The following is a 2,111-nucleotide window of genomic DNA, read 5'->3' as shown; positions in this document are numbered from 1 at the left end:
GCGCCGTGGGGCGCGGCGGCGGACGGCACCACGCAGGGCACCGGAACGCCTCCCGAGAGTAGCGCCGGCGGCGCCGCTGAGGAAGAGGCCCTGCGGCGCCTGATGCGGGAGGTGGTGGGCGACCTGCAACCCTCCGACCGCTCGCTCGACCACATCCGGCGTGCGGTGCCCGCGAGGCGCGCCCGGCGACGGCACACGCTCATCGGCGCGACGGCGGCCGTGCTGGTCGCGGTGGTGTCGGTACCCGCGCTGATGCACACCGGCGTGATGCCCGGCCCGCTCAACGACCGGCACGCCAACGCGGCCAACAGCGACCGGGCCGACGCGGGTCGCGACGAACTGAACGACCTGCCCGGTGGCGCCGCCGGGGAGCCCTCCGGCAGGGACGCGGGTCGGAGTTCGGGCGCCAAGGGCAAGGATCAGGAAGCCAGTTCGTCGCCCTCCGAGGGCGGCACGGCGTCACCCGGCAGCTCCGACGACCTCGCCTCCACCTCACCGCGCTGCACCCGCGACCAACTCGGCGACGCCCGGGCCCGGGTGGGCGACCCCGACGGACAGGGCCGCGTCTACGGCTCCTTCCGGCTGGCCAACGTGTCCGGGGACACCTGCCGGGTGAAGGGCAGCGACGAGCTGGTCGTGTCCGCGTTGGGCGAGGCGGACGCGTCGGCGATCCAGGTCCTCGACCACACCGAGGGCGGCAAGGCGACCGGGCTGCCCAGCCCGTCGACCGCCGACGCCAACCTCATCCTGCGGCCGGGTGAGGCCTACCAGGTGCGGTTCGCCTGGCTGCCGGTCAACGCGGGCGGCGGCTGCAAAGCGGACCCGGGCCCCGGCCCGGCGCCCAGCCCCGCCCCGGAACCGGAACCGACCGACCCCACCACCGGGGGCAGCCAGAGCGGCGGCAGCCAGACCGGTGGCAGCGGGGACGGCGGCAGTGAGACCGGCGGCGGCAGCCAGACCGGCGGCGGCGAAGGCGGCGACAGCGACAGCGCGGGCACCGAAGGCGGTGACGAGACCACCGCCGGCGGTATGCAGGACGAGGAGGGCGGCATGAGCACGCTCGCCGACATCGCCACCGGCGGGGGCACCGCTGGCAGCACCGCGACCGCCGTGGTGCTGCGCTACACGCCCGCGGCCGGTGCGCCGCAGGCGCCGCTGGCCCACCTGAAGAACGCCTGCGCCGGCACGGTCTACCGGACCGGCGCGCTGCGGGCGTCCTGAGACCGACCGTCGTACGACGGCGGTCCGGGGGCGCGCACGGACCTCGGTGGGGGAGGAGATGGTCGGGGGCGGGTCCGGTTCGCCGGATCCGCCCCCGTACCGTTGACGGCGTGTACCGGTTCCTGCTGACACCGCGCTGGTGGGCGATCAACGTCTTCCTACTGCTGGCCGTGCCCTTCTGCCTGTTCATGGGCAGCTGGCAGCTCAGCCGCTTCGAGGACCGCGTCGACACCCACCAGCAGCAGCGCGGGCAGGCCGAGCGCCTCGCCACCCAGCAGGCCGAGCCGCTGGCCGAGCTGCTGCCCGTGGACAAGAGGACCTCCGGCCGCATGGCGTCCGCCACCGGCCGCTACGACCCCGGGCACCAGTACCTCGTGCCCGATCGGACGCTCGACGACCGGCGCGGCTACTACGTGCTGAGCATGCTCCGCACCGGCGCGGACCCCGACGGCACGGCGCTTCCGGTGGTGCGCGGCTGGCTGCCGGGTGACCCGGACCCCGCCCGGGTGCCGCCGCTGCCCACCGGCGAGGTCGAGGTGACGGGCGCGCTCCAGGCATCCGAGACCGGCGGGCCGTCGGGCCTGCCGGCCGGGCAGCTGGGCACGATCAGCGCCGCCGCCCTGGTCAACCTCGTCCCCTACGACGTGCACAACGCGTGGGTGACCGTGCAGGAGCCCGGAGGCGGGCTGCGGGCCGTGCCGCCCGAAGCGCCGAAGGACACCGGGCTGGACCTGAAGGCGTTCCAGAACCTCGGGTACACCGCCGAGTGGTTCGTCTTCGCGGGCTTCGTGGTGTTCATGTGGTTCCGCTTCTTCCGCCGCGACACCGAGCTGGCCCGCGACGCCGCCCTGGGCCTGCCCCCGGAGCCCGACCGCCCGCGCCCGGCCGGC

Annotated in this window: 2 protein-coding genes; both read left to right on the top strand. The window is 75.6% G+C overall.

Annotated elements, in window-relative coordinates:
- Window positions 1-1,221, top strand: a 1,221-nt coding sequence (locus tag ACYVE9_RS24195) for a hypothetical protein (RefSeq protein ID WP_461030017.1), incomplete at its 5' end; no start/stop codon positions are given.
- Between the two features lie 110 nt (window positions 1,222-1,331).
- Window positions 1,332-2,111, top strand: a 780-nt coding sequence (locus tag ACYVE9_RS24190; RefSeq protein WP_461030016.1) for an SURF1 family protein, incomplete at its 3' end; no start/stop codon positions are given.

Source organism: Streptomyces sparsus, from assembly GCF_054776295.1.
The sequence above is the reverse complement of the archived record's forward strand: the minus strand, read 5'-3'. Positions and strand labels throughout refer to the sequence as shown.